The organism is Aeromonas sp. PrichA-15 (assembly GCF_017939245.1).
GTDB classification, from domain to species: Bacteria; Pseudomonadota; Gammaproteobacteria; order Enterobacterales; family Aeromonadaceae; genus Aeromonas; species Aeromonas caviae.
In genome coordinates, this window is record NZ_JAGKRH010000056.1 from 1 (window position 1) to 26154 (window position 26154).

Consider the following 26154-nt stretch of genomic DNA (forward strand, 5'->3'; position numbering starts at 1 on the left):
TGGACAAACAGGCAGAGCAGTTCAAGTTACCCGCCCGCCGAGAACGAAGTTACCCAAGGTGCATCAAAGCCAAACCACAGAAGTATGCGACGAGAAAACCTAGTAAAAACAATGCCAGTCAGGCTTAACTGACTGGCATTAGGGCCAGGCCCACGTTTTTCATGGCTGAACGCCGGGCTTGCCAACCCTCATGCCGAACGCGGCGGGGCGGGCAGCAGCACGCTCACCTCCAGCCCCCCCTGCGGCCGGTTGTGGATGTCGAGATCCGCCCCGTGCAGCTGGGCGATGCGCGAGACGATGGCCATGCCGAGCCCCACGCCGTCCCCCTGCTGGGGGTTGACCCGGAAGAAGCGCTCGCACAGTCGCGACAGGGCGGCGGTGGGGATGCCGGGACCGTTGTCCCGCACATCCACCCGGACCCGGTTGCCCTCCTGGCTGACCATCACGGCGATCTCGCCACCCGCCTGGGTGTAGCGCAGCGCATTGTCGATGAGGTTGCCGAACATCAGGTCCAGCAGCATGGCCTGCCCCATCACCTGCAGATGCTCGCCCCCCTCCAGGGAGAGCTGCTGATCCTTCTTCAGGGCGATGGGGGCCAGGGTGGCCAGGGTGCCCTGCAGCAGGGGGAGCAGGGGGAGGGCGGTGAGCGCCGGCGTCTGCTGGTTGTCGATGCGGGCCTGGGTCAGCAGCTGGCGGATCAGGCGATCGCTGCGATCCAGGGCCAGGAGCATCTTGCGCAGCGCCTGCTCGCGACTCGCCTCGTCCTCGGCCGCCATGGCATTCTCGCTGTGGATGCGCAGCACCGCCAGCGGGGTGCGCAGCTCGTGGGCCGCCTCGTTGGTGAACTGTTTCTCCCGCTCCAGGGTGTCCGCCAGGGCGTGCATCAGCCGGTTGATCTCCCCCACCAGGGGCGTCAGCTCCTCGGCCTTGATGGCCAGGTTGAGGGGACTCAGGTTGGCGGGGTGGCGCTCGCCGATGGCCTGGGCCAGCTGGTGCAGCGGGGCCAGGCCACGGGTGATCAGCCACCACAGCAGGCCGAGCAGGAAGGGCAAGGTGATGAAGAGCGGCAGCATGGTGAGGGTGGCCATCTTGCTTGCCAGCTCCCCCCGCTCGTCGTCCCGCTCCGCCACGATGAGCCAGGTCTGCTCGTCCTTGTTGTAGAGGGTGAAGGTGCGCCAGTCGTGGCCGTCGCGGTGCACGGCGCCAAAACCCAGTTCCGGCTTGCCGAACAGCTGGCGCGGGGCGCTGGGGGAGCGCAGCAGTATGTTGCCCTCCTCATCCGTCATCTGGAAGGTGAGGTTGCGCTCGAACTCGTGGCCATAGGGGGTGAACTCGTTGTCCTCCCCGATCTGGCCGAAGCCGCTCGGCTCCTGGTGGGGGGCGTTCGGCTCGGCCTGCTCCCACTCCTGGTAGATGGCGCCGTTGCTCGGCAGATCGCCGCTCTGCTGCAGATAGCGGTTGAGCAGCTGGTTGGTGATGCGGGCGGACTGGGCCAGGCGGGCATCGAACAGCTCCTCCATCTCGTGGTTGGCCTCCAGATAGCCGATGAGGCCGCTGACGGCGAGGCTGACGCTGACCAGGGCCAGGATGCCGGAGAGCAGGAAGCGGCGGATGGAGCGGACGCGACTCATGGTGCCAGGGCTCCCTTGCCAGCCTGGCTGTCGAGCTGGGGCACTATGTAGCCGACCCCGCGTATGTTGCGGATGAGCTCGGGGAAAAACTTCTTGCGCAGGTGGTGGATGTGCACCTCCACCGCATTGCTCTCGGCCCCCTCGTCCCAGCCGTAGAGGCTCTGCTGCAGCTGGTCGCGGCTGAGCACCCGGCCGCTCTGGGTGATGAGCTCTTGCAACAGCTTGTACTCGTGGGGCGTGAGCTTGACCGGCTCCCCCCGGTAGGTGACCTGCTGGGAGGCCGGGTAGAGCTGTAGCTCCCCGTACTCCAGCACCGCCTGGGCCTGCCCTTTGCTGCGGCGCACCAGGGCGCGCAGGCGGGCGTTGAGCTCCTGCAGGGCGAAGGGCTTGACCATGTAATCGTCGGAGCCCGCGTCCAGCCCCAGCACCCGGTCGTCCAGGGCATCCCGGGCGGTGAGGATGAGCACCGGCAGGCTCTGCCCTTCCCGGCGCAGCTTGCGCAGCAGGCTGATGCCGTCGATGTCGGGCAGGTTGAGGTCCAGAATGAGGGCGGCGAACTCCTCGCTCTTGAGCGCCGACAGGGCGGGCAGCCCCTGTTGCAGCCAGTCCACCGTGTAGCCGCTGCTGCGCAGTGCATCCACCATGCCGTCCCCCAGCATCACATCATCTTCCACCAACAGGATCCGCATTCTCTTCTCCCCTCAAACGGCACTGCCCACCAGTATGCAAGCTGGTGGGCTGAGTTTAAATAGCGCACTGTTCTGCCTGTATTTACAGCTTGGCGAGACGCTCGCGGATCTCCTGTCTGCGGCCCTCGTCCGCCACCTCGCGACCAGGGCGGGCCGGGGCGGCCAGGGCCTTGTCCAGATAGACCTTCGCCTGTGCCTTGTAACCCTGATCCAGCAGGAAGTCGCCGTAGAAGAAGTTGGGGTCGATGCCGGTGGGATTGATGGCCAGCGCCTGCTTGAGCAGCTTCTCCGCCTTCTCGTCGTCACCAAAGCCCACCGGCCAGCCCGGTACCTGGTAGTAGAGGGAGCCCAGGCTGGTGTAGGCCGAGCCTTCCAGCGCCTTGGGATCCTGCTTGATGGCGATCTCGAGCTTGGCCTTTGCCTCCTTCACCAGGCCAAGGGCGCCGAGGCCGCCCTTGGCCCCCGCCCAGGTGCTCTTGACGATGGCGGACCAGATCAGCAGATCGGTGCGAAATGCCTCCTTGGCGCTCGCCTCATCGGCCTTGGCACTCAGGCTCTCCAGGCAGCTCTCCTTGGCTTTTCCGGTCTGCTGGTACTGGCAGTGGGCCCACTCCTGCTGAATGGTGGGCAGGGCATTGGCGGCCTGGGCCAGACCGCTTGCCAGCAGGCCTCCCAGGGCGAGCAACAGGGGGCCGTGACCAAATCGGGGACGGAAAGTGGCGTGCTTCATCTCAATGTTCCTTCTCGTTTGTCGCACAGGCGGGATCGCTCCTGTGATCGGGGGCAGGGGAGGCGGTGCGGCGGGCGTGGCGCTCGATGATCGGGCGCTGCTTGGCCAGGGCCATGTCCACCAAGGCGGGCAGCAGGCCGTTGAGCCGCACAAAGAGCTTTTCCGGCCAGCCGAGCCAGCGGCGGCGTGTCTCGTTGCACAGGGCGATGACGGCCTCCTCGGCCACGTCCTGTGGGCTGTCGGTCCGGGTGCCGAGCTCGGCATTCATGGCATAGGCCGCCTCGGAGTTGAGGTGGGTGCGGGTGGCGCGGGGGGCAAAGTGCAGCACCTTGATGCCGGTTCCCTCCAGCTCCCGCCCCAGGGACTCGCTGAAGCCGCGCATGGCGAACTTGCTGGCGCAATAGACGCTGTAGCCGGCAAAACCGATGGCCCCGAGGCTGGAGCCGATGTTCATGATGATGGCGGGCTTGCGCAGCCGGGGCAGCAGGGCCCGGGTGAGCTGGATGGGGGCCTCGACGTTGAGCAGCAACTGGCGTGTCACCTGCTCGCTGCTCTGATCCTCCAGCCAGGCGAACTGGTTGCAGCCCGCACTGTTGATGAGCACGTCCAGCCCCTCGTCCAGGGCCGGATGTTGCAGCAGCTGCGCCCGCTCATGGGGAGAGCCGAGATCGGCCGTCACCGTCTGGTGGCGATCCGGATGAGGCAGCTCCCGGCGCAGGCGCTCCAGGGCGCTGGCCCGACGACCGTGCAGCAGCAGATGGGCACCCTGGGCCGCCAGTTCATGGGCCAGGGCTTCACCAATGCCGCCACTGGCGCCAGTCAGCAGTATGCGTTTGCCTTCAAGCTTCATTGGCAGGATCCCGTGAGCTGATAGAGCATGTCGCCATAGAGGCGGTAGACCACCTTGGCGGCGTGAATGATGGCGGCCTGATCGGCGGCATCTTCCACCCGGTTCATCAGGGATTCGAAGAATTTGAGGTGCTCCTGGTCCAGGGCCCCGTGGGAGCTCAGGTAGCTCATGGCCTGGGGCGGCAGACCCAGGCCGCTCTTGAGCTGGTCGGCGACGGTCAGGGCGATGGCGACGCTGGTGCCTTCCAGCACCTGCACCATGCCGAAGAAGCCCATGGGGTTGCCGCGCTGGATCTGATCGTAGAGGAAGGCCACCATCAGCTCGATGGGCAGGCCCGGCTGGCCGTGGCGCACCGCCTCGGCATCACCGCCGCAGGCACGGATGTCGTTCAGGATCCACTCCTGATGGCCGTACTCTTCGTCGATGTACTCCCTGATGGCGCCACGCACCCATTCGTACTCCTGCCCCAGCTTGCCGCCGGTGGCCATCAGGAGCGGCACCGTGTGGCGCACGTGGTAGTAGGCCTGTGCCAGGAAGGCGAGGTAGGTGTCACGGCTGATGTCGCCGCGGCGGCAGACCTCGATGATGGGGGCGTTGAACAGGCGTTCGCGCTCGCAGGCGGTGGCTTGTTGCAGGGTCTGGTAGAAGCTCATGAGGTCTCTCCTGTGAGGCATTGGCTGATCTGCCGGGAAAAATGGTGATAAATCTCGTTGCGACGGGGGCGCCCGTTGGCCGTCAGCAGGCCGGGGAGCTGATCCAGGGCGACCGGCAACCAGTGATGGATGCGGGCGTAATCGGGCAACTGCTGGTTGAGCCGGGCAATCTGCTCTGGCAATTGGGACTGGCTGCCCGGCAGCGGCTGGATAAGGGCCACGTTGGCGGGCTGACCGTCACCGAAGATGACGATGCGGGCGATGGCCGGGCAGAGCTGGGCCTGGGCTTCCACCCACTCCGGGGAGAAGTTGCGGCCAAAGGCGGTGATCTGCACGTTCTTCTTGCGCCCCGTGATGTGCAGGTAGCCCTCCTCGTCGATCCGACCCAGATCCCCTGTGGCGATCTGGCTGCCCGTCTCGCCCTCTTCCCCCAGGTAGCCCAGCATGGCGCTGCCGCTGACCATGACTTCACCGTCTGCGGCGATCGTCACCTGGCAGTGGGGCAGAGGCAGGCCGACGCTGCCGGGACGATCCCCGTGGGGGCCGTTCAGGGCGACCACGGAGCCGCATTCGGAGAGACCGTATCCCTCGTAGACCGGCAGCCCCGCCGCACGGGCGTGAGCGATGAGTTCGGGGGCGACCTTGCCGCCGCCCACGGCGACGAAGCGCAGAGTGCCGAGCTGTGTCGCCAGGGCAGGGGTATTGAGGCACAGGGCCAGCAGCAGGCGCAGCAACTCGGGTACCAGCACCAGGCTGTGGCTGGGCCAGCGCAGCAGTGCATGGGCCAGGGCCGCAGGATCCAGCTTGCTGGAGCCCGAGAAGCCGAGTTCCCCCAGGGAAGGGATGCGGCTGCAGGCGCCGGTCAGCAGCGGTACATACAAGCCGGTCAGGTTCTCCAGCAAGGTGGTGAGGGGCAGCAGGGTCAGGTGTTTCTCAACCCGGGCAGGGGCCACCCGCAGGGCAAGGGATCCGCAGACCGCCGTCATCTGTTCCAGCGACAGGCAGACGCCCTTGGGTTGCCCCGTGGTGCCCGAGGTATAGGTGATCTTGGCGGTGCCCGCAGGCAGCTCGGGGAGGCGGGCCGGGAGGCGGCGCCACAGGGGCACGGCCTGCTCATCGGGCCTGCCTGCCATGAGCACGAGGGGCGAGGCGGCCTGCCACCCCTGGTGCTCCGGGCCGACCAGGGCGTCTGCTCCGCTGCTTTCCAGCAGCCACGTCTGCTGCGCCGGACTGAAGAAGTGGGGAACCGGGATGACCACGATGCCGGCCCAGGTGCAGGCGAGATCGATCAGCGCCCAGGGCAGGCCGTTGTCGAGCTGCAGGGCCAGGCGTTCAATGCCGGCCTGTTGCAGGCGGTCGGCCAGCTGCTGGATCTGCTGCCACAGGGTCTGGTAGTCCAGCGCCCCCTGGCTGCCTTGCAGGGCCGGCTGGTGCGGTGTCTGGCTGGCGTGGCGGGCGATGGCGTCGAACAGGCTCATTGAGCGCACCTCATGTGATGGTCGAGACAGTGCTGGCTGAACAGGGTGGGCATGGTTTCCAGCAGGTTGAGCAGCAGGCTGTTCTGGGCCAGCACCTCGCGTCCCTGATTGATGTCGCCCACCATCACCCTGGGCTGGCAGCGGTAGTATTCCCCCCAGGCGCTGGCGTCGTCCCCCACCTGGTGAGCCTGGGCGGGGGCCAGCTCCACCGGGTTGAGGCGCAGACGGGTAAAGCTGTTGCGCAGTTTGGCGGTGCCGGTGAAGACCACGTAGTCGAGGGCGTTGTCGCACAGCAGCCGGCAGAGGGCGGCAAACATCAGGCGGGCATTGCCCGGCTGGCTGCAGGCAAAGTTGCCCACCTCTATGATGCGGTTGCGGGCCGGGCGCACCCCGAGGCAGGTCTCGATGGCGGCCTCCACGGGTTGCTCCAGATACTGTTCCAGATAGAGGCGCTCACCGCTGGCCTGCTTGAGCCCACAGGCCCCGACCAGCACGCCGTCGGCCCTGTAGAGCCCGAGCAGGCAGGGGAGAAAGTGGGGAATGCGGGCGTTGAACTCCAGGGTGTAGGCCGACTGGATATAGGTCTGCAGCGCCATGACCTGCTGCGGGGACTCGGCCAGGATCAACCTGTAGGGGGCTTGGATCTCTGTGGTCATGGTTGGCTCCTTCTTTTGCGATGGGTTGAGAGTAAAAGGGCAAACTTAAGAAACCCTTAAGGCATGAAAAAAGAGGCGAACGGGAGAGGGAGGCCGCACCGACCATGGGCACACAGACAAAACAGTTGCCAGCGGCGGGCGTGGCAGGCACTCTGCCCCGCTGTCGCCACCCGAGGAGTCCCCATGTCATCCCCAGTTCGCTGTCCCCTCTGCTCATCCAGCCAACACTACCCCCTGCCGGTGGCAGGCAAGGGCTATCACCGCTGTCTGGCGTGCGAGCTGGTCTGGCTGGACGAGGCGGACCACCTGGACGAGGCGGCCGAAAAGGCGGTCTATGACGGGCACGACAACCGGGTGGACGATCTCGGTTATCGGCGCTTTCTGATGCGCGCGTTCGGGGAGGTGCTGGCGCGGGTGTCGCCCCCGGCCAGCGGCCTCGACTTCGGCTGCGGCCCGGGCCCGGCGCTGGTCGCCATGGGGCGGGAGGCGGGCTATGAGATGGCGGGCTACGACAAGTTCTATGCCGATGAGCCAGAGCTGCTGACGAGACAGTATGACTTTATCACCAGCACCGAGGTGGTGGAGCACCTCGCCGAGCCACGCGCCGTGCTGGACGGGCTCTGGGCCCGCCTCCACCCCGGCGGTGTGCTGGTTCTGCAGACCCAGCGGGTGCTCGGGGACGAGCGCTTCAAGACCTGGCGCTACCGCCACGACCCGACCCACATCGTCTTCTTTGCCGAGGCGTCGTTTCGCGCCTTGGCCGCGTGCTGGCAAGCAGAAGTCGAATTTCCCCATGCCGATGTGGCGGTCTTCACCAAACCCTGAGCGGGGCGTTTTCATTTGGTCATGAGTTGGGCATGCTGGTGGTTTGAATCCCAGGAACGGATGCCCCCATCGTCATGTCGACTCCCCACCTCTCACTGCAAGACGCCCGCCACCTGCAGCTCGCGGCCCAGGGGCTGCTGACGCCCCCCAGGCGCAAGGCGAGTCAGGCCGACGTGCTGGCCTGCATCCGCCGCATGGCGCTGCTGCAGATAGACACCATCTCGGTGGTGGCCCGCAGTCCCTATCTGGTGCTGTTCAGCCGCCTCGGCCAGTATGACCCCCGCTGGCTGGAGCAGCTGCTGGCCGGGGGCGACATCTTCGAGTACTGGGCCCACGAGGCCTGCTTCGTCCCCCGGGAGGATTACCGGCTGCTGCGCCACCGCATGCTGGATCCCGCCGCCATGGGGTGGAAGTTCTCGGCACAGTGGCTCAAGACCCACGGCGGCGAGATAGAGCAGATCGTGGCGCGCATCCGCGAGGAGGGGCCGGTGCGGGCGGCGGACTTCGAGCGCAAGGGGGGCAAGGGCAACGGCTGGTGGGACTGGAAGCCCGAAAAGCGCCACCTGGAGGTGCTGTTTACCGCAGGTCAGCTGATGGTGCGCGAACGGCGCAATTTCCAGCGGGTCTACGATCTCGCCGAGCGGGTCATGCCGGAGTGGAATGACGAGCGGGATCTGCCGAGTCCTGATCTCGCCCGGCGGGACATGGTGCGAGCCAGTTGCCGGGCGCTGGGGCTGGTCAAGACCGGCTGGGTGGCGGATTACTATCGCCTTAAACGGGGGAAATACGACGCCCTGCTCCACCAGCTGGCGGACGAGGGGGAGCTGTTGCCGGTTCGAGTGGAGGGGTGGCAGCACGGAGCCTTCGTTCACGCCTCCCTGGCCGATGAACTGGTCCGAGCCCAGGCGGGCTCCCTCAAGGCGAGCCACACCGCCGTGCTCTCGCCCTTTGACCCGCTGGTGTGGGATCGCAAGCGGGCCAGCGAGTTGTTTGGCTTTGACTATCGCATCGAGTGCTATACCCCGGCCCCCAAGCGCCAGTACGGTTATTTCGTGCTGCCGTTGCTGCCGTTGCTGCATCGCGGCAAGCTGGTGGGCAGGATGGACGCCAAGGCCCATCGCAAGGAGGGGGTGTTTGAGGTCAAGAGCCTCTATCTGGAAGACGGGGTCAGGGTGACCCGGACCCTGGCCCAGGATCTGGGCAAGGCCATCCAGAAGCTGGCGGAGTGGCACCAGACCCCGCTGCTGCGTTATGGCAACGTTCCTGCGCCCTTGCTGGCTCAATGGCAGGAGGTGGCACGCTGAGGAAGGACGCCTACCCTCGCATCAAGCCGGGCAGCACCAGCGCAACGGCCGCGGTGATGCGCTCGCGAATGTCGCTACCCGGCGCCAGCAAGCCGAGCGCCATCTGGCGCAGCGGCTCCGCCATGGTCATCGCCAGCAACAGATCGCTGGTCTGGGCGGTGTCCAGCTCCCGAAGCCAGCCCAGTTGCTGCTGGCGCTGTAGCCACGCCGCCAGCGTCGCCCTGCCGCGGGCAATACCGTTCTCCTGATAGGCCGCCAGCAGGGCATCCCGCCCCGCGAACTCATGTTGCAGCAGCCGGAACATGCCCACCGCCGGTGCGCTCAGCACCTGTCCCGCTATGGCGTGCAAGCCCAGCTCCAGCATCTCCCCCAGGGCGCCTGGATGAGCGGCATCCTGCTCGAAGGCAGGCTGGAAGGTATCGGTCCAGCTGCGCACCGCCTGCGCAACCAGTTCGTCGCGATTGGCGGCGAAGCGGTAGAGGGTCTTCTTGGCAACCCCCGCCTCTTTGGCCACCGCATCCACGGTCGTAGCGCTGTAGCCTCCCTTGAGCAACAAGGTCAGCGTCGCCCCGGCGAGGGCGGCGCGAAGGTCGGCTTCCGGGGTGACCGGACGGCCTCGTGAGCGTGTTTCTTCATCGTTCTGGTGCGACATATGGGCTCCTGGAAAGTATTGACAGACCCAGCATACAGGCATAGCGTAATTTAAGAAACGAACTTCGTTTCCTAAATTTATGGGAGTCATATCATGCATCCTTCTGCCTTGTTTGCCCCCTGGGGCGTCAATGACATCAATGAGTTGCTCAGCCCGCAACCCCTTCGCCTGGAAATGGGTCTGACCCGCAGCACCGACGGCCTGCTGACGGTCGCCATCCGCACCGATCTGCACGGCTGCAAGGGGCGCATGCTGGATTGGTGGTTCACCTTCTTCGAGACGACCCAGCACATCAGGTGGTGGCACCCCCACGATCATGTCGAGCACCGGGGCTGGGATCATCACTGGAAAAAAGGTGAGCGTTATGTGGGAGCCAGCATAGAGGCGGTGGAGTGGCTTGCCGAGCTGCCGCCGGTGGCGGCCCGCCTCAAGTTCCACGGCGCCGAAGAGGTGTTCGCCCCGCAATCGCTACAGGAGGCGCGGGAGACGCAGGCTCTCTCTGCCGCCATCTGCGCCCGTATCGGCTTTGGCGATGAGGTGGCGCTGGATGAGCAGGGGGCGCCGCTGGATGGCGAGATGCTGCACCTGGCGCGTGATACCCCATACGGCTGTGTGCTGCGCAGCCGCTTCCTGCTGGGCAAGGCCTGCAGGAAGCGGCTTGACGAGGTGCCGGACGAGATAGGTTTCAACCTGATGCGCCACTGCTACAGCGAGTTCAGTTATCTGGCGCAGTTTCTGCCGTCGCTCTACTACGCGGAAAACGACCGTGAACCGGCACCGCGACTCTGGTGACGGATGCCGAACGAGCGCGCAGGCCAGCTGCCGGGTGGAGATGAGCCGCGGAAGATGGTCATAAAAAAACCGGGCACTGGGCCCGGTGTGTTATGCAGTCAGGATGTGCTTACTGGAGCACCAGCACCATCAGCAGGCCGACGGTGATGGCGGACACCAGGAAGGCGAAGCCATAGAACACATAGTGGTGCAGCTTGGTGGTGTGGATCCCCAAGTCATGCAGGCCGTGGTAGATGCGGTGCATGCCGTGCCAGACGGGCAGGGCGATGATCACCAGCAGGATGCAGGCACCCCACCAGGAGCTGGCGAATGCCAGCACGCGCTCGTAGCTCATGGTCTCCACGTCCATGATGCCCATGGGCACCAGCAGACCTGTGATGAGGACAATGACCGGCAGCAGCATGGCAACCACCATGCCACCCGCACCAAACAGACCCCAGTAAATTGGCTCGTCAGAACGTCTCATATTTTTTCCTCAAATCATGATTGAGTGATCGTGGCCAACGTTTCTGAGTGAGAGCCCGGTACCAAACAGACACCAATAACCGGGTTCGTCAGAACGTCTTATGGTTTTCTCCTCAGGCCACGATGATCAGGACAAGCAGGGATACCGCCGCCAGCGCCACATACTGGGCGATGACGATCGGCTTCTCCGGCACCAGGTCTTCGCCACGGAAGATGCGCATGGCTTTCGGTGCCAGGGCGAACCAGGTCTTGGCGTGGAACAGGCAGGCTGCCAGGGCGATGACGTGGAACAGGATGGCAATGGGGCTCTGCAGGGATTCCAGCCAGCCGTTGAATGCCTCCTGACCCTGTACCAGGCGCAGCAGACCCCACATCAGCACGACGGCGTAGATGGAGACGAAGATGCTGGTGCCTTCGCGGATCATGTAACCGGTGTAGAAGGCATTCTTCAGCCACCAGTCTTTTTTCATCTCGCGCACGTAAGGCTTACGTTTGCTCTCTGTGTTGTTCATGGTCTCACTCCTGGTCTCAATCCGGCTTGAACATGGCGATCATGTAGTCCTTGGCGCTCTCGACCTTGCCAAGCTGGATGGCGGCGGCCGGATCCACGCCTTTCGGGCACACTTCGGAGCAGTAGCCCACGAAGGTGCAACCCCAGACGCCCTCGTCCTGGCTGATGATCTTCATCCGCTCCCTGGACGCGCTGTCGCGGTTGTCGGCGTTGTAGCGATAGGCCAGTGCCAGGGCCGCCGGACCGGTGAACTTCTTGTTGATGCCATATTGCGGGCAGGCCGCGTAGCAAAGACCGCAGTTGATGCACATGGAGAACTGGTGATACTTCGCCATGTCAGCCGGGGTCTGGGTGTACTCGCCATCGCACAGATTGCGCGGCTCGGACGGGATGATGTAGGGCTTGATGCTCTCCAGCTTCTCGATGAAGTCGGACATGTCGACCACCAGATCGCGCTCGATGGGGAAGTTGTTGAGCGGTTCGATAGTCATCTTGCCCGGCAGGTAATCCCGCAGGAAGGTCTTGCAACCGAGTTTCGGAATGCCGTTGACCATCATGCCGCAGGAGCCGCAGATCGCCATCCGGCAGGACCAGCGGAAGCTCAAGGTGGAGTCCAGATGATCCTTGATGTATTGCAGCGCATCCAGCAGGGACATCTCTTTGAGGTAGGGCACCTGGAAGGTCTGCATCCAGGGCTCGTTATCCTGCTCGGGACGGTAGCGCAGGATTTCAATTTCGATCATCTCAGCCATTCTTCTTAGCCTCGTCTTGTTTCTCACCCTCGGAACCGTACACGCGCTTGGCCGGTTGGGATTTAGTGATCTTCACATCGGAATAGTCGATGGTCGGGGCCCCTTCGCCGTTGTAGAAGGAGAGAGTGTGCTTGAGGAAGTTGACGTCATCGCGCTCCTCGTAACCGTCCAGACGCTGGTGGGAACCGCGGGACTCTTTGCGGTTGATGGCGGAGTGCGCCATGGCTTCCGCCACGTCCAGCATGTAGCCCAGCTCGATGGCGTACAGCAGGTCGGTGTTGAAGACCGAGGACTTGTCGTTGATCTTGATCTTCTTGTAGCGGGCTTTCAGCTCGTTGATCTTGTCGATGGTGCCCTGCATCAGCTCTTCGGTACGGTAGATACCGACACCGGCTTCCATGGACATGCCCAGTTCGTTGCGGATATCCGCCGGGTTTTCGGTGCCGTCGATGTCCAGCAGGGAGAGGTGCTGCTTGATGAGCGCCTCGGCCTTGGCGACCAGCGCCTGGGTGTTGCCGTGTTGCTGGGTGGCGGCAAACTCGGCTGCCTGCTCACCGGCCACCTTGCCAAAGACCACGATCTCGGACAGGGAGTTGGAACCCAGACGGTTGGCGCCGTGCAGACCGACGGAGGCACATTCGCCAGCGGCATAGAGACCGGCCAGACGAGTGGCGCACTTGCCGTCGGTTTCGATGCCACCCATGGTGTAGTGGGCGGTCGGACGTACCGGAATCGGCTCTTTGACCGGATCCACACCCACATAGGCCTTGGCCAGTTCGCAGATGAAGGGCAGACGCTCTTTCAGGTACTTCTCGCCAAGGTGGCGCAGGTCGAGGTGAACCACGTCGCCCATGGGGCCCTGGATCACGCGGCCTTTTTGCTGCTCCTGCCAGAAGGCCTGGGAGAGACGGTCGCGCGGACCCAGCTCCATGTGCTTGTTCTTTGGCTGGCCGACCGGAGTTTCCGGGCCCAGACCGTAATCTTGCAGGTAGCGATAGCCATCCTTGTTGAGCAGGATGCCACCCTCACCACGACAACCTTCGGTCATCAGGATGCCGGTGCCCGGCAGACCGGTCGGGTGATACTGGACGAACTCCATGTCCCGCAGCGGTACGCCGTGGCGGTAGGCCAGGGCCATGCCGTCACCGGTGACGATGCCACCGTTGGTGTTGTAGCGATAGACACGACCAGCGCCGCCGGTGGCCAGCACCACGGACTTGGCCTGGATGAAGCGGGTGATGCCGTTCTGGATGTCAAAGGTGACGACACCCTGGACGCGGCCATCTTCCACGATGAGATCCAGACAGAAGTGCTCGTCGAAGCGCTTGATGGTCGGGTACTTGATGGAGGTCTGGAACAGGGTGTGCAGGATGTGGAAGCCGGACTTGTCGGCGGCGAACCAGGTGCGGGGGATCTTCATCCCGCCGAAACGGCGCACGTTGGCCTTGCCGTCCGGTTTGCGGCTCCAGGGGCAACCCCAGTGCTCCAGCTGGATCATCTCGTTGGTGGCGTTGTTGACGAAGTATTCGACTACGTCCTGCTCACACAACCAGTCACCACCGGAGACGGTGTCGTTGAAGTGGTTTTCCAGGGAGTCGTCATCACGGACGACGCCTGCGGCGCCACCTTCGGCGGCCACTGTGTGGCTGCGCATCGGATAGACCTTGGAAATCAGGGCGATTTCCAGCTCCGGGTGGGCTTCTGCAATGGCGATTGCGGCACGCAGGCCACCGCCACCGGCACCGATGATGGCAACATCGGTCTTGATAATATCCACATCTGCCTCCTTAGGGATAGATTTGCTGGGCACGATTTTGCTCTATGAAAAAAATTCAGGCTTGATGCAAGTCAAACTGCTTTGTTTTAGTGCTTGGCAACGGTGATTTTTATTACAACCACCCCATTCCTTGGATGAAAATGCCGTCATTATCGCCATCCATCAGTGATCTGGATCAGCCGTACTCGCTACTCTGGTGATTTTAACTCCAAGATTATACGTAGTTTTCTTTCAAAAAAATGAGAAATACCTCTCTTTTTGGGTATTACCCATAAAGTTTTTAAGTTTTTTATCAAAACAGTTTAATGATAACTATTATCACGATGACATATCGATATTAGGCATCAAAAAAGTAATGCGAATATAGCCATGACAGACTGGGCCCGTCTCCCACACATCGGTAAAAGGAGATGTCGATCACAGGGTTGAGGGTCTCGAAAGGGGATTATAACCGTTGAAACAAAAAGGGTTTATAAAAAAGGGGCCTGAACGGCCCCTTTCTTCCCATGGTCGATCAGATGCGGAACATGCCGACCTGATTATTCAATTCACCTGAAATATTTTTAAGCTGGGCCGACAGATTGCGGGAGCTGTCCGCATCCACTGCCAGCTCGTCCGAGACATCCTTGACCGCCTGGATGTTGCGGCTCACTTCGTCGGTGACGGCACGCTGTTCCTCGGCGGCGCTGGAGATCTGGGTCGCCATGTCGGAGATCTGGTTGATGGAGGTGGTGATCTGCTCCAGCGCCTGGGTCGCATCGTTGGCATCTTCCACGCTGTTCTGGGCCAGCAACTGACCCTCGTGCATGGTACTGACGGCGCCCTGGGTGTTGCGCTGCAGGGTCTCGATCATGCTGCGGATCTCGACGGTGGAGCTGTGGGTGCGCTGGGAAAGCACCCGCACCTCGTCGGCCACCACGGCAAAGCCGCGTCCCTGCTCGCCAGCCCGGGCGGCCTCGATGGCGGCGTTGAGCGCCAGCAGGTTGGTCTGCTCGGCGATGCCCTGGATGGTGGAGAGGATGGTGTTGATCTCCTGGGCGTTCTTCTCCAGTTCCTGAATGATGCCGGAGGCCTGCTTGACCTGGGTGGCGAGATCCGTGATGGAGCGCTGGTTGCGGGCAATCACCTGCTTGCCGTGCTCGCAACTGCTGGAGGAGCTGCGGGCCGCTTCCGCGGTCTGCTCGGCGTTGCTGGCCACTTCGACGGCGGTGGCGGACATCTCGTGCACTGCGGTCGCAATCTGGGAGATCTCGTTTTGCTGGCGGGCCAGCCCCTGGTTGGATTTCTCCGCCATGTCGTGGGAAGACCTGGCCTGCTGGTTGAGCTGGGTGGAGGAGTTGGAGATGTCCTGCACCATGACGTGGATGCGCTCGATGAAGGTGTTGACGTGCTTGGCGACGGTACCGACCTCGTCTTCACGCTCGATCTTGATGCGACGGGTGAGATCGCCGTTGCCGCGGGAGAGATCGGCAATCGCCTCGCCCAGGGTTTTCAGCGGCGCCAGGGAGCCGTTGATGGCGACATAGGAGAAGCCCGCCACGATGAGGATGGTCAGCAATCCCTGAATGAGGGCGGAGGTGACCATGCGGGAGACGGACTGGTAGGCGACCGCTTCGTCCACCACGATGCCGAAATACCAGTTGGTGTTGGGGATCTCGGTGAGGTCGAACACGCTCGCCTTGCCGCTGATATCCATCTCGGAGATGGTGTTGTCATGGGCCAGCTCGTTGACCTTGGCTGCCGTCAGTTCCGGGGAGATGGCGGTGGCGGGTTTGAGGGTCAGATCCTTGTCCGGGTGGGCGATGATGGTGCCGTTGCTGTCCACCAGAATGGCATAGGTGCCTTCCGAGTTCATGGCGAGCACGTCTTTCACCAGACCGTCGATGGAGACGTCACCGGCGATGACGCCGTCGGTGTTGCCGCGACTGAAGGGCTCGGCGATGGTGATGATGAGCTGGCCGGTGGTGATGTCGGCATAAGGGGCCGTGATGGCGAGCTTGCCGGCGGCCATGGCGTCCTTGTACCAGGGGCGCTGGCGCGGATCATAGCCGGCCGGCAGATCGGTCGGCTTGCTCTGGATCATCCGGCCATCCTTGGTGCCCACGTAGACGAGATCGAAGTTGCCCGCATTCATGGACTGGGCCAGGTGGCTGAGGGGCTCGTCTTCCTTGGCGAAGGCTTCCTTGGTGGCGGTGACGAGATTGATGCGGGCGTCGAGCCAGCGGGAGATCCCCTTGACGTTGGCGACCGAGCTGTCGTCGATGAAGCTCCAGATCAGCCGCTGGGTTTCACTGCGCAACTGGGAGGTGTTGTACCAGACCTGCAGGCCGGTGATGACCAGAATGATGGCCCCGATGGAGAGGACCAGCTTGTTCTTGATGGATAGGTTCATGTTTACATCCTTGTGAGCGTCAGTCAGAGATCCATGGTGTTTGTTATTGTTATGAGCCAACTCCGTATCGGCTGGCTATGGAGTTTATGTATCCCGGTGCACCGCATTTTTTCAATTCTTTTCACCTCCTTGTGGCATGCCAGGCCGCGCCGATACTCAGCTGAATCGATCTGGCCGGTTGGTGAAGATGCCATCGACACCCATGCTGGCGAGGGCGCTCCCATCACTCACTTCGTCGACCGTGTAGACCAGGATCTTGAGCCCCCGGCGATGGGCATCCGCCACCAGGGTCTCGTCGACGAAATCCACGTCGCAGTTCAGTGACCAGGCCCCCAGCGTCTCGGCAAAGGCGGCGCCGTCGAGGGGCAGGCTGGCCGTGAGGGCGCCGATCCTGATTTCCGGTCGCAGTCCCTTGAAGCGTAACAGCTCGGGATGATGAAAGGAGGAAACGATCCAGTGCGCCTGGGTAAAGCCAAGCTCGGCCTCGGCCCGCCTGGTCAGGGCGGCCACCGGCTCGGCGGTGTGGGCGCCCTTGAGCTCGATGTGCAGTTCGCAGCGCCCCGCCACCAGTGCCATCACCTGCCACAGAGTCGGGATCCGCTCCCCGTCCCCCGCATCCAGGCTCGCCAGGTACTCCCGGGATTGCCCGGTCAGCACACCCTGGCCGTTGGTGCAGCGCTCCAGCCGCCGGTCGTGGAAGACCCAGAGCTCTCCGTCGGCCCACTGCACGTCCAGCTCTATGGCTTTGGCACCCAGATCCAGCGCCAGGCTCATCGCCTTGAGGGTATTCTCCGGGGCCAGGCCGCTGGCACCGCGATGGGCAATGATCTGCATGATGGCTCCTGTTGTCGTCTTTGGGGGATGGTGATAACCCCACCCCGGCCCTCCCCTTCACAAGGGGAGGGGGCCCATCAGCCCCGGCTCATCCGGATGTCGATCTGCTGATGTGGCAGATGCATGCCGACCTGGCCGAGTTTCTCCAGGATCAGGGAATGTACCTCGTGCGTAATGGGCATCCGGTGATCCATGTTGTTGACGTAGAGCCGGATCTCGTAGATGAGGGCCGAGTCGGTGAACTCGATGAGGAACACCTCCGGGGCGGGCGTATCCAGCACCAGGGTGGATTCGCGCACGCTCTGCTCCAGCAGTTGCTGTACCTGCTTGGGATTCTGGGTCAGGCCGATCCGAATGCGCAAGCGGACCCGGGTGATGGCATCGGACAGGGACCAGTTGATGAACTGCTCGGTGATGAAGGCCTTGTTGGGGACGATGATCTCCTTCCTGTCCCAGTCCACTATGGTGGTGGCGCGGGTCTTGATCTTGGTGACGGTGCCGGTGAGATCCCGGATGGTGACGGTGTCACCCAGGCGGATCGGTTTTTCGAACAGGATGATGAGGCCGGAGACGAAGTTGGCGAAGATCTCCTGCAAGCCGAAGCCCAGCCCCACAGAGAGTGCCGCCACCAGCCACTGGGTCTTGGACCAGTCGATGCCGAGCATGGAGAAGCCGGTGAGGGCGCCAATCAGCAGTACCAGGTACTTGCTCACCGTGGTGAGGGCGAAGCCGGTGCCGGGGGAGAGGCTCAGGTGCTGGAGCAGGGTGAGCTCCATCAACCCGGGCAGGTTGCGGGCGGTGACCACCGTCAGGATGAAGGCGAAGACGGTCAGCATCAGATCCTGCAGGGTGATGGCGGAGAGCTGCTCGATGCCGGCCACCTTGCTGCTCACCTGCCACACCTCGATGCTGCTGAGGAAGCTGAATGCCGAGTTGAGATCCGACCATTGCACCACCACCAGCATGGTGAAGCCCAGCATCAGCAGGGTGCGCACCAGGCCGAGGGACTGGGCGCTGATGGTATCCAGATCCAGCTCGGGCTCCTCCACCACATCGGGGATCTCGGAGCTGAGATCGTCCTCTTCCCGCTCCCGCTGCGCCAGGATCTCGGCCCGCTTCTGCTTGGCGCGATCGAAGGCGAGTCGGCGGCGCTGGATCAGCATCCAGCGGTGGGCCAGATAGTAGACGAGCAGGCAGCCGAGCCCCGCCAGCAGGCTCAGCTCCAGCTGGCGCAGCAGGGTGCGGGAGGTGTAGAAGTAGCCGAACAGGGCGCCCAGCACCGCCAGCAGCGGGGCCAGCATCAGGCTGTTCCAGATGAAGTGGTGCAGCAGATGGGGCTTGGTCATGTCTGCCTGACCCCAGGTGAGGGGCAGTTTTTCCCGGTTGAGGCGGGCAAAGAAGAGCAGCAGCCAGAGGGCCCCGATGATGAAGGCGAGGCGTCCCAGGGAGTCGTAGAAGGCGTGCTCCTGATAGCTGCTCGCCATGCCCTGCACGAAGAAGCTCGGGATCAGCACCAGCAGCAGGGTACGAAATTGTCCCCATACTCGCTGCACCCGCTCCTTCTGCCAGCGGAAGTGGAGGATGAGGATCCCCTTCTCCAGGGTGAGGTGGCGCGCCACCAGCAGGGCCAGCAGCAGGAACCAGATTTCACCCAGGCCCCGGGCCACCGCCACCGCGAAGGGATATTGCCAGGCGCCGTCCAGCAGGCCGTGCACCATGAGCACCATGGCGGGCAGCGGCAGGGCGGCGAGCACGGAGCGCACCAGCAACCGGCTGGTGAGGCTGAACTTGTCCTGGGTTACCTTGCCGATGCGCGGGGCAATGTACTGGCTGTATTGAATGAGGTGGCGGGCCAGTTTCAGCCAGCACCAGGCCAGCCCCAGCAGCCCGAGGCCAGCCAGGGTCAGGCTCAGGGGGTTGTTCTCGGCGATGGCCCTGGGCAGTTGCAGCCAGTTGGCCGGGTTGAAGGCAAGGCCGAGGGCGGCCGGGACGCCGAGCAGCACCGCCGGGCTCAGGGGGCGCACGTCCGGCATCCAGAACAGATGGCTAGCACTGAGTTCGCGGATCTCGTCGATCTTGCTGTTCTGGCGGCTGTAGAGCAGCTTGAGGCGGGTCTGCTCCTGAATGAGGGTGTCGGAGGCATCGTTGAGCCGGGTCAGCAGTTGCCGCCTCGCCTTGAGCAGGTTGTCCAGCACGGCGCGCTGGGCCCTGTCCAGGGTGATGCCGTCTCCACTGAGCAGGCTGTTGCGCAGTTGCACCGGATCCTTCAGGGCATCCTGCTCGGTCTCGTACTGGTATTTGGCCATGCGCGCCTTGACGATGGCGGACTCCAGCCGCTCCAGCGGGAAGTAGGCGGGCAGATCGGCCAGCTTGCTGCGCAGGTTCTCGCCGTAGGCGTTGCTTATCTGCAACCACTCCAGCTGTTCGCGCACCGAATTGACCAGCTCGTTGAGCCCGGAGAGGGAGGTGTCCACCCCCCGTTGCTCGTCCTGCACCCGTTCAATCTGGTCCTCGAGGGCCCCCAGTTGCAGGGAGAGGGCCTGGTTTTGCTGCTGTTGCTCCTGCAAGAGGGGGAGGTCAGAGGTGAGCTGGCGGCGCAGGCGTTCGCTCTCGGCCAGGGCCTGCTCGGTCTTGTCCCGGCGCAGCTGGTTCTGCTGGGCAAGCAGACTGGTCTGCCACTCATCCTCGTCGGTGATGGCGAGGTTGAGCTCCTGCAGCTTGAGCTTGCCCAGATCGTTGCGCTGCTGGGCGGAGAGCTGCTCCAGCTCCAGCATCTGGATCCGGTCGGAGAGGCTCTGTTCCTTGAGTCGGGTGGCCAGTTGCTGGGCCTCCTGCAATCTGTCCGACTCGTTGCTGAAGCTCAGGCGATCGAGCAGGGAGCGGGTCTGGAGCAACTGCTTGCGCAACTCGTCGACCCGCAGGTGATATTCCTGGCCCGTGCTCTCAAGCTGGTTGAGGCTGTCGGTCACCGCCTGACGCTCCTTGCGCAGGTTGAGCTGGCGGTTGCTGCTCAGGCTGATGGCCTGGCGCAGGGCATCCTCCTTGAGGGAGGAGAGGGACGGGCGGGACTGGGGCTGATAGTTGTGCAGCCCCTCCTTGAGACGGGCGGACTCCTTGGGGTAGTCGATGAGGATCTGCTGGTAGGCCTTGCCCTGTTCCCGGTAGCGCTGGGCATCCCGGGCATATTGCAGCGCCTGCTGGTAGCTCTCCCGCAGTTGCTGGTTTTCCGGGGTATCCGTCTTGGGGATGCTTTGCAGCAGCTCCTCTACCTGAGTGATGGCATCATCAGCCTGGACAGCGGAGAAGGGGAACAGGCTGAGACAGAGCATCAGACAGAGCAGGCGTTGCAACATGGCGCACGTTTCCGTTCAGGAGAAGTCGCCCTAGCCTAAAGCAGGGGCCGGGGCGGGTAAAGCCCTCAAGATGAATGATCCACGGCACAAATAACGGGTGATCCGGGTCTTGTTTGGCTATTATTCTGGCCGTTCCCCTTCATTGAGCAATTTATGTCCTCCGTCGATCTGGGCACGGCCCCCCTTTCCCGCCTCTTCTTGCGCTACGTCACCCCCACGGTGGCCGCCATGCTGGTCACCGGCATCTATGTCACCATAGACGGCATCTTCGTCGGCCATATCCTGGGCCAGGACGGGCTGGCCGGCATGATGCTGGCGTACCCCATCTGCGCAGTGCTCTACGCGGTGGGTGCCCTGATCGGCATGGGATCCTCGTCGCTGGCCTCCTTCTATCTGGGCAAGGGGGAGCAGGCCAGGGCGCGCCACATCGTCGGCAATGCCCTGGTGATGGTGCTCATCGCTTCCGCGCTGCTCGCCTTCATTGGCATTCGTTACGGCAAGGCCATGCTTGTCTGGATGGGGGCGCAGGGGGTCATCTTCGACGCAGGCTTCGCCTATCTGCAGTGGTACGCCTGGCTCGGGGTGTTCGCGGTGCTCTCCATGGCCTTTACCGCCCTGCTGCGCAACGACGGGCGACCCGGCCTCACCACCTGGATCCTGGTGGGGGGCGGCGTGCTCAACGTGCTGCTCGACTACCTGCTGATGGCGGTGATCCCCTGGGGGCTGGCGGGGGCGGCCATCGCCACCATGCTCTCCCAGGCGGTCACCGGAGGCCTGTGCCTGTGGCACTTCTTCACCCCCCGCAGCCAGTTGCGCATTCGCTGGGATACCCTGGTGCCCGACTGGCGGCTGATGGGGGAGACATTGCGACTCGGGGTGTCGAGTTTTCTGATGTACCTCTACCTCTCGGTGGTGCTGGCGCTGCACAACAAGGCGCTGCTCTCGGTGGGCACTTCGCTGCACGTGGCCGCCTATGGGGTCATCAGCTACAGCGAGGCCTTCTTCTATCTCATCTTCGAGGGGATCGCCATGGGCATCCAGCCTATCGCCAGCTTCAATGCCGGGGCGGGCAACTGGTCACGAGTGCTGCGGGTACGCAACCTGGCATTGGGAGTGACCATGGCGGTGGCACTGTGCGGGATGATCCCGCTGTATCTGTGGCCAGAGGCAGTGGTTTATCTATTTGCGGGGGACAATGCTGCCCTGTTGCCGGTGGCGACCCTCGGTATCTGGCTCTACTTCTGGGGGCTGCCAATGGAAGGCTTGCTGCTGGTGGGGGCCACCTATTTCCAGGCCATCAACCGGGCCCGCATCGCTTCCCTGCTCACCGGCGGCAAGCTGGTGCTGATCGGCGGTTTCCTGTGGGGCTTCTCCGCCCTGTGGGGAGTGGCCGGTGTCTGGCTGGCGCTGCCCACTTGCAGCACTCTGCTGGTCCTGGTGATGTGGCGGGCGATGAACAGGGAGGGGCGCCAGCACAGCGCTGCCTGAGATGTGGTCATGCGTCCATGAAAAAGGCAGCCTTGGCTGCCTTTTTCATTTTGAGTGCCCCTGCCTGTGGGCGGCAGGTCGCCGGCCTCAGGGCTTGAAGGCGCCGATAAAGATGGCGGGGTCGACGCGGGCGTCGTTGAGGCTGACGTTCCAGTGCATGTGGGGACCGGTGGCGCGGCCGGTGGCGCCGACCCGGCCGACGATGCCGCCGCGGGGCAGGCTCTGGCCCAGCTTCACGTCCACCTTCGACATGTGACAGAACATGCTGATGAGGCCCTGGCCGTGGTCGACGAACACCGTATTGCCGTTGAAGAAGTAGTTGCCGATGAGGATGACCTTGCCAGCGGCTGGTGCCTTGATGGGAGTGCCGGCTCCGACCGCGAAGTCGAGGCCGGAGTGGGGGTTGCGCTCCTCGCCGTTGAAGAAGCGGCGCAGCCCGAAGGGACTGGAGAGCGGGCCCTGGACCGGCTTGTCAAACAGCAGGTTGCTCGGCTGAGCCGGGCTGAAGGTCTGGTAGGCGCGGGTCTGTTCGGCAAGCTCCCGGTTGATGCGGGTCATGTCTTCGGCCAGCGGATTGACCTGGCGGCTGTTCTTGAGCTTGATGTGCTGCTCACGGTAGTGCTTGGTGCCGACCGTGAAACTCAAGGTGCGGCCATCGCTGGTGGTCACCTGATGGGGGCCGGGCGCGCTCTTGAGCGGGATGCCGACGATGGCAATCCACGTCTTCCCGTCTTCCTGTACCACCAGCACAGGCTTGTCCTGATAGCGCACTGCGGGCGTCTTGGCCCCGCTTCCCAGTGGTACCACGGCCACGCCCCCCGGCACCGGGTGGTTGAGCAGGCGGCTGATAAACCCCGGTTCGGCGTGAAGCGCAGGGCTGCCGAGCAGCAGGAGAAGAAAGAAGAGGCGGCGCATGATGGCTCCATCGGATCAGGGGGAAAGCAAGAGGGGGGAGATGATGCCACATTCTGGCGGTGCTGTCCGTCAACCGTGGGCGATAAACTCGTCGGCTGCGGCCCAGAAAGACGCAACGGACACGCCATTGCAGCGAGGTGAATGCTCTGGTTGCGGGTGCCAGCCTTCCCTTCGACCTTGCCAGCCTGAGCAGGGGGCCGCTGCGCTACCGCATCTTGGGGGCGCTCGCGAGCGACAACAGCTTCACCACCAGCCAGGCCGGGTCGCGGTGGGCATGGCCGGACAGGGGCCCTGACCCCTATTCCATTCGATACCGCCATCGCGGTACCCTACTCGGCGGCGACCCAGGTCACCGACTGCAAGATGAGGCTCTCCCCGACCCGGCTGCCGGGCCAGGTAGTACGCACCGGTCCCATCATGGTCACGGTGAGCGTGTCCTGAGGAGACGCCGCTTCGCCCCTATTTTTCGACGAGGTCAATGATGAACAGTGACAGGGCCCTGCGCCACGAACCCAAACGCCATGGCATAGGACAGGGCTGGATCTGGATCCGCACCGGATTCGACATCTTCAACAAGGGGATGGGTGCCAGCGTGGCCATGATAGTGCTCTGGTTTGTGGTGGGCATCGTACTGGATCAGCTGCCGGCGGGGGGCTTGATCTCCCAGTTGCTCTACATGGTGTGGGGGGCTGGCTGGGTGGCGGTGGCGCGGCGGGGTCACCATGGCGAGGCGCTGCAATTTGGCGACTTCTTTGCCGGTTTCCGCCATCGGTTGACCCCCTTGATGCTGGGGGGCCTGATGGTGCTCGGCCTCATCATGGGGATCCTGATGATCTGCGTGTTCCTGCTGCACCAGTGGGGACTCACCGGCCTGTTGTCCGCGGATCCGGGCTCCCTGGCGCTGACCCCGGAGCAGGCACAGGGCTTCCTCGTCTGCGCCCTGGTGGGATTGGCACTGTTCGTTCCCGTGCTGATGGCCATCACCTTCGCCCCCGCCCTTATCCTCTTCCATCAGGTCGGGGTCTGGCAGGCAGCCAGGCTCAGCTTCAAGGGATGTCTGCGCAACATGTGGCCCTTCCTTTGGTGGGGGCTGCTCGGGGCCGTGCTGATCTTCTTTGGCGCACTCCTGATGCTGGTGGGCCTGCTGGTGGTGCTGCCTGCCATCAACTACTCCATTTATGCCGCCTATCACGACATCTATCTGGAGGATCAGGAGGCCGAGGAGGGAGATACCCCGGTCAAGGCATTCGGTTTCGAAGCCTGACCGGCACAGGATGGAGCAAAGAGGGGCCGCGAGGCCCTTTTTTTGTGGCGGCTCGCAGGGATCAGAGAGAGGGAGGGGCTTCCTGCCACAGGGGATCGTCCGCCATCCGCTCCACGAGAAAGTCGAGGAAGCTGCGCAGCAGAGGGGACATCTGTTTGCGGGTGCCATAAACGGCATAGACGCCGAGGCGCTTGGGCTGCCACGGGGTGAGCAGGGGGACCAGGGCGCCGCTTGCCAGATGGGGGTGAACCGAGTAGGCGGGTTGCAGGCTGATCCCCGCCCCGTCCAGGGTGGCGGCCAGCAGCAGGTTGGAGATGTTGGCGCTGAGGTTGCCGCTCACCGGGACGGATTCGGGACCATCGGGCCCCAGAAACTCCCACAGGCTCTTGCCGAAATAGGTGTAGGTGAGGCAGTTGTGCAGTGCCAGATCCTGCACCTGCTGCGGCGGAGCATGGCGGGCCAGGTAGGCGGGGCTGGCGCACACCACCAAGTGGCAGGTGCCGAGCCTGCGGGCTACCAGGTTGGGATCGAGGTCGTTGGTGATGCGCAGGGCGAGATCGATTCGCTCCTCCACCAGATTGACCGTCCGGTCCAGCAGCAGGATGTCGATCGCCGTGCCGGGGTAACGGGCTAGGTAGTCGTTCGCCGCCCCGACCAGCAGGGCTTCGGAGAGAGAGTAGCTGCTGGTGATGCGCAGTTGCCCCTTGGGGGCCTCGTCATGGCGGATGGCCAGGTGCTCCATCTCTTCCCCCAGGGCCAGCATGGCTCTGGCCCGGTTCAGCGCCTCTTCTCCCGGCCCGGTCAGGCTCAGCCGGCGGGTGGTGCGGTGCAGCAATCTGGCCCCCATCCAGCGTTCCAGCTCGGCCAGGTAGCGCGACACCATGGCGCGGGACATCTCCAGTTTCTCCCCGGCGCCGCTCAGGCTGCCCTGTTCCACCACGCAGACGAAGACCCGCAATGCGGTCAGCCTATCCATCTTGTGCCCCTATATGCTCGATTTGTGCAACAGTGATGCGCCTATTATGCGGTATTTGTATCGATGGTGATGCAATAAACTGCGCTCATTCCATTAATCCACACCGATGAGCGTTATCTGATGAACAACACACTGCGTACCCTGACCCTGACCAGCCTCCTGATGACGGGTTCCACCCTGGCGGCCCCCCTGACCGTGACCGTCTACAACCCCGGCGAGAAGGCCATCTTCCCCGTCTCCTCCTCACTGGTAGCCGGTGACAAAGAGGCCATCCTGATCGATGCCCAGTTCGATGTGCAACATGGTCAGGCGCTGGTGGACATGATCAAGAAGAGCGGCAAGAAGCTGACCACTGTCTATATCAGTGCCGGTGACCCCGACTTCTACTTCGGTCTGGAACCCGTCATGGCGGCGTTCCCGGATGTCAAAGTGCTGGCCGACCAGCATGTGGTCGACCATATCAAGCAGACCAAGGATGCCAAGCTGAGCTACTGGGGCCCGATCCTGGGCAAGGATGCACCCAAGAGCCTGACCGTGCCGCAAGTGATGACGGCCAGCCACCTGACGCTGGATGGCGAGAAGATTGACATCAAAGAGATGAACACCCCGAATGCCTACCTCTGGGCCCCTTCCATCAAGACGGCCTTTGGTGGTGTGCCGGTCTACAGCGGCGTGCACGTCTGGATGGCGGACAGCCAGTCCAAGGCCGCTCGCAGCAACTGGGTCAAGGCGCTGAACAACCTGCTGGCCCTGAAACCCGAGCGTGTGGTGCCGGGTCACTTCCTGGGAACTGCGCCCAAGGGTACCGAAGCCGTGACCTTCACCCGTGACTACGTGCAGCATTTTGAGCAGGAGCTGGCCAAGACCAAGCACTCCGGCCAGCTGATTGAAGCGCTGAAGAAGGCTTACCCCTCCCTGCCGGTCGACGATGGCCTGGCCATCGGTGCCAAGGTCAATACCGGCGAGATGAAGTGGTAACTCCCTGACGCCTACTTCCCTGTGTTTTTTTACCGGGCCCGAGGGCCCTAATGCCAGTCAGTTAAGCCTGACTGGCATTGTTTTTACTAGGTTTTCTCGTCGCATACTTCTGTGGTTTGGCTTTGATGCACCTTGGGTAACTTCGTTCTCGGCGGGCGGGTAACTTGAACTGCTCTGCCTGTTTGTCCA

23 protein-coding genes are annotated in these 26154 nt (G+C 63.4%); 6 read left to right on the plus strand and 17 right to left on the minus strand.

Translation table 11 applies throughout. The annotated features are described in order from the left end of the window. Positions 1-188: 188 nt before the first annotated feature. The 7 genes from J9889_RS09440 to J9889_RS09470 form a co-directional block, all read right to left on the minus strand. Positions 189-1631 (minus strand): ATP-binding protein, encoded by a 1443-nt coding sequence (locus tag J9889_RS09440; protein ID WP_210537926.1) that lies wholly within the window; start codon positions 1629-1631, stop codon positions 189-191. Beyond that, positions 1628-2320 carry a response regulator gene (locus J9889_RS09445; protein WP_210537925.1) on the minus strand — a complete coding sequence of 231 codons (693 nt, stop codon included), beginning with the start codon at positions 2318-2320 and terminating at the stop codon, positions 1628-1630. The genes J9889_RS09440 and J9889_RS09445 overlap by 4 nt, the downstream gene beginning before the upstream one ends. A gap of 82 nt (positions 2321-2402) precedes the next feature. Continuing rightward, positions 2403-3050, minus strand: a complete 648-nt coding sequence (locus J9889_RS09450) for a hypothetical protein (RefSeq protein WP_210556509.1) — start codon at positions 3048-3050, stop codon at positions 2403-2405. Position 3051: 1 nt separating this feature from the next. After that, positions 3052-3900 carry an SDR family oxidoreductase gene (locus J9889_RS09455; protein WP_039039562.1) on the minus strand — a complete coding sequence of 283 codons (849 nt, stop codon included), beginning with the start codon at positions 3898-3900 and terminating at the stop codon, positions 3052-3054. Continuing rightward, positions 3897-4553, minus strand: a complete 657-nt coding sequence (locus J9889_RS09460) for an iron-containing redox enzyme family protein (protein WP_210556511.1) — start codon at positions 4551-4553, stop codon at positions 3897-3899. Before J9889_RS09460 ends, J9889_RS09455 begins: the two co-directional genes overlap by 4 nt. Beyond that, positions 4550-6031 (minus strand): AMP-binding protein, encoded by a 1482-nt coding sequence (locus J9889_RS09465; RefSeq protein ID WP_210556513.1) that lies wholly within the window; start codon positions 6029-6031, stop codon positions 4550-4552. Before J9889_RS09465 ends, J9889_RS09460 begins: the two co-directional genes overlap by 4 nt. Beyond that, positions 6028-6687, minus strand: a complete 660-nt coding sequence (locus tag J9889_RS09470; RefSeq protein ID WP_210537920.1) for a thermostable hemolysin — start codon at positions 6685-6687, stop codon at positions 6028-6030. The genes J9889_RS09465 and J9889_RS09470 overlap by 4 nt, the downstream gene beginning before the upstream one ends. 183 nt (positions 6688-6870) lie before the next feature. Here J9889_RS09470 and J9889_RS09475 point away from each other — a divergent pair, with 183 nt between their 5' ends. Continuing rightward, positions 6871-7512 (plus strand): class I SAM-dependent methyltransferase, encoded by a 642-nt coding sequence (locus J9889_RS09475; RefSeq protein WP_210537919.1) that lies wholly within the window; start codon positions 6871-6873, stop codon positions 7510-7512. A 74-nt stretch (positions 7513-7586) separates the two neighbouring features. Next, positions 7587-8816 (plus strand): winged helix-turn-helix domain-containing protein, encoded by a 1230-nt coding sequence (locus tag J9889_RS09480; protein WP_210556514.1) that lies wholly within the window; start codon positions 7587-7589, stop codon positions 8814-8816. Positions 8817-8826: 10 nt separating this feature from the next. On the opposite strand, the gene J9889_RS09485 is transcribed toward J9889_RS09480, so the two are convergent. Then, complete coding sequence (locus tag J9889_RS09485; protein ID WP_210556515.1) at positions 8827-9468, minus strand: TetR/AcrR family transcriptional regulator; 642 nt, start codon at positions 9466-9468, stop codon at positions 8827-8829. 93 nt (positions 9469-9561) lie between these two features. Between J9889_RS09485 and J9889_RS09490 the strand changes: the two genes are divergently transcribed. Beyond that, entirely contained in the window at positions 9562-10260 is a 699-nt protein-coding gene (locus J9889_RS09490; protein ID WP_210556517.1) for a hydrolase, read from the plus strand. A 109-nt stretch (positions 10261-10369) separates the two neighbouring features. On the opposite strand, the gene frdD is transcribed toward J9889_RS09490, so the two are convergent. The 7 genes from frdD to mscM all read right to left on the minus strand — a co-directional run bounded on the left by frdD (position 10370) and on the right by mscM (position 20344). Next, positions 10370-10726: a fumarate reductase subunit FrdD gene (gene frdD / locus J9889_RS09495; RefSeq protein ID WP_010673803.1), complete on the minus strand. Its 357-nt coding sequence runs from the start codon at positions 10724-10726 to the stop codon at positions 10370-10372. A 112-nt stretch (positions 10727-10838) separates the two neighbouring features. Then, complete coding sequence (locus J9889_RS09500) at positions 10839-11237, minus strand: hypothetical protein (protein WP_010673804.1); 399 nt, start codon at positions 11235-11237, stop codon at positions 10839-10841. Between the two features lie 16 nt (positions 11238-11253). Further along, on the minus strand, positions 11254-11988 hold the full coding sequence (locus tag J9889_RS09505; RefSeq protein WP_010673805.1) for a succinate dehydrogenase/fumarate reductase iron-sulfur subunit: 735 nt from the start codon (positions 11986-11988) through the stop codon (positions 11254-11256). Beyond that, positions 11981-13765 carry a fumarate reductase (quinol) flavoprotein subunit gene (frdA, locus tag J9889_RS09510; protein WP_010673806.1) on the minus strand — a complete coding sequence of 595 codons (1785 nt, stop codon included), beginning with the start codon at positions 13763-13765 and terminating at the stop codon, positions 11981-11983. Before frdA ends, J9889_RS09505 begins: the two co-directional genes overlap by 8 nt. A 514-nt stretch (positions 13766-14279) precedes the next feature. Next, entirely contained in the window at positions 14280-16157 is a 1878-nt protein-coding gene (locus tag J9889_RS09515; protein ID WP_010673807.1) for a methyl-accepting chemotaxis protein, read from the minus strand. A 156-nt stretch (positions 16158-16313) separates the two neighbouring features. Next, positions 16314-16991: a glycerophosphodiester phosphodiesterase gene (locus tag J9889_RS09520; RefSeq protein WP_043156366.1), complete on the minus strand. Its 678-nt coding sequence runs from the start codon at positions 16989-16991 to the stop codon at positions 16314-16316. A gap of 77 nt (positions 16992-17068) precedes the next feature. Beyond that, the gene (mscM, locus tag J9889_RS09525; protein ID WP_045525588.1) at positions 17069-20344 is read right to left on the minus strand and encodes a miniconductance mechanosensitive channel MscM; all 3276 of its coding nucleotides are present in this window, start codon (positions 20342-20344) and stop codon (positions 17069-17071) included. Between the two features lie 153 nt (positions 20345-20497). Here mscM and J9889_RS09530 point away from each other — a divergent pair, with 153 nt between their 5' ends. Continuing rightward, positions 20498-21832 (plus strand): MATE family efflux transporter, encoded by a 1335-nt coding sequence (locus J9889_RS09530; RefSeq protein WP_210556519.1) that lies wholly within the window; start codon positions 20498-20500, stop codon positions 21830-21832. An 87-nt stretch (positions 21833-21919) separates the two neighbouring features. On the opposite strand, the gene J9889_RS09535 is transcribed toward J9889_RS09530, so the two are convergent. Continuing rightward, the gene (locus tag J9889_RS09535; RefSeq protein ID WP_210556521.1) at positions 21920-22747 is read right to left on the minus strand and encodes a M23 family metallopeptidase; all 828 of its coding nucleotides are present in this window, start codon (positions 22745-22747) and stop codon (positions 21920-21922) included. Positions 22748-23228: 481 nt separating this feature from the next. Here J9889_RS09535 and J9889_RS09540 point away from each other — a divergent pair, with 481 nt between their 5' ends. Beyond that, the gene (locus J9889_RS09540) at positions 23229-24011 is read left to right on the plus strand and encodes a BPSS1780 family membrane protein (RefSeq protein WP_103255343.1); all 783 of its coding nucleotides are present in this window, start codon (positions 23229-23231) and stop codon (positions 24009-24011) included. A 61-nt stretch (positions 24012-24072) separates the two neighbouring features. On the opposite strand, the gene J9889_RS09545 is transcribed toward J9889_RS09540, so the two are convergent. Beyond that, positions 24073-24987 carry a LysR family transcriptional regulator gene (locus tag J9889_RS09545; RefSeq protein WP_210556523.1) on the minus strand — a complete coding sequence of 305 codons (915 nt, stop codon included), beginning with the start codon at positions 24985-24987 and terminating at the stop codon, positions 24073-24075. Positions 24988-25107: 120 nt separating this feature from the next. On the opposite strand from J9889_RS09545, the gene J9889_RS09550 reads away from it, so the two are divergent. Beyond that, complete coding sequence (locus J9889_RS09550; protein WP_210556526.1) at positions 25108-25965, plus strand: Vmh family MBL fold metallo-hydrolase; 858 nt, start codon at positions 25108-25110, stop codon at positions 25963-25965. Positions 25966-26154 lie beyond the last annotated feature (189 nt).